This window comes from Methanosarcinales archaeon (genome assembly GCA_014859725.1).
Lineage (GTDB): Archaea > Halobacteriota > Methanosarcinia > Methanosarcinales > Methanocomedenaceae > Kmv04.
Genome location: JACUTQ010000278.1, coordinates 1 through 1,781, shown reverse-complemented (window position 1 = coordinate 1,781; position 1,781 = coordinate 1). Strand labels below are relative to the sequence as shown.

The following is a 1,781-nucleotide window of genomic DNA, read 5'->3' as shown; positions in this document are numbered from 1 at the left end:
ACGGGCTGTTGCCCGAACCCCAATTTTAAGATTAGAACATATCGAAATTAAACCTTATCCAGCTGGAACATGTAGTAAATTCTTTGAAATAGATTTGTTTGTGAATAATGCTAAAAATTGATGTATAAATTGCCCTGTTCTGTTGCTTTTTTCTGGTTTTCGATTTGCTGCCGCCTGGGTAGCGTCCGGTTCTTTGACATGTTGAACAAGTACCATCACATTCTGGATCGCTGCTGTTAAATATTCCTGGATTTTAACGCGCCACAAGCGCCTCCATCGGGCCCGCTTGAACCCATAGCGGGTGCTTCTGGCAAATGATCGCTCCATAAGAGACTGGCGGGTTCGAATATCTTTAACTGATTCCTTTGATTCCGCTTGCAGCTGCATCTTATTCAGATCTTCCTGGCGTTCATGACGCTTCAATGATCTTCCGGTCTTGCTCCGAGTGCATTGGTGGGAGAATGAACTACAATTACGACACACACTCAGTGAAGCTGTATATTCCCATTGACGGCGCTGTTTGCTGAATCGCCTGCGTTTAAGCTCTTTTCCCTTAGGGCAGATAAAGGAATCGGTGTCAGCATTGTAAACAAAATTCTCTTTGGGGAAGATATCCTTCTGACTACCAGAACCCCGATGTGCTTTCTCAAAGGATGCAAAGTGACCTTTTAGCCCCAGATCATGGCAGGCCAGGTAGTTCTCAATAATGCCGTACTTGCTGTCAGCAACACAGGTTTGAGCCTTTAACCCGGTGGTCTTTTCATGCTCCAAAAGCAATGGTTTTAGCAAATGGGCTTCATTGACAGACCCAGTGGTCACGGAGGTAGCGGTAATGATTTCATGCTTTCCGTCAACACCGCGATGAACCTTGTATTTTAGCTTGGAGCGGCTCCCTCCCTGGCGCTGAACCGATGCATCCGGATCAGTGGTTGATAGATATTTGCTATTGGCACTGCCGGTTTTAGGCGGGTCAATATGATCATCGTCAGATTGATTGTTTTCCTTTTCCAGGCGGTCTTCAAGGAGTTGATAGCTTTTTTTGAGATAACGTTTGATATCGTGGGTATTTACAACCGAGTTGTTGGAGGCATCGGCCTGGATATTGCTCGAATCCATAAACAGTTTGCTGCCGTCTACAAGACCGGCTTGCACACATTGGATAACGATTCTTTCAAAAAAACACTGGAAGGTATCCACTCCCCATCGGGTGCGAGCCTTACTCAAGACACTGTGGTTTGGGATCTCATCATCTAAGTCGTAGTCCAAAAACCACAGCCAGTCCAATCTAAAGGGCAATGTGGACATGAGCTCGCGTTCTGACCTGACGTTGTAAAGGATTAAAAGCAGCATCAACTTTAATATTACAGGTGGCGGTACAGAGATATTACCATTGTAACCGTATTTGTCTTTTACTTCTTTGTAGACAAAATCAAAGTCAACAATAGTTGTCATTTTTCTGAGAATATGATTTTTGGGGATACGTTGGTTCAGATTGACTCTGGTGTAGAAAAGTTTTTCTTGAACTTGAGGCTGGTGTCCCATCATAAGGCGAAAACTCCTTTTGCGTTGATAACTATTTAATTTATCGCAAAAAGCGTCCGTGAAGTCAAGTAAAAAATACCGATTATTTTAAATTAATTCAAATAATTAGCTGTGTTTTAGGGTAAGTCCTTCATGTGCTTTAAGGAATGCTGATAGATCTTCGATATGATTTGGGCAACAGCCCGTATACATCCAACACCATTTCCATATGTGCAACGAAGTTGCCATTTTGTTCTGGA

Annotated in this window: 1 protein-coding gene; it reads right to left on the bottom strand. The window is 43.2% G+C overall.

Going from position 1 to position 1,781, the window contains the following annotated elements; genetic code table 11:
• Nucleotides 1-54 precede the first annotated feature (54 nt).
• Entirely contained in the window at nt 55-1,545 is a 1,491-nt protein-coding gene (locus IBX40_13260) for an IS1182 family transposase (GenBank protein ID MBE0525280.1), read from the bottom strand.
• Between the last annotated feature and the right edge of the window lie 236 nt (nt 1,546-1,781).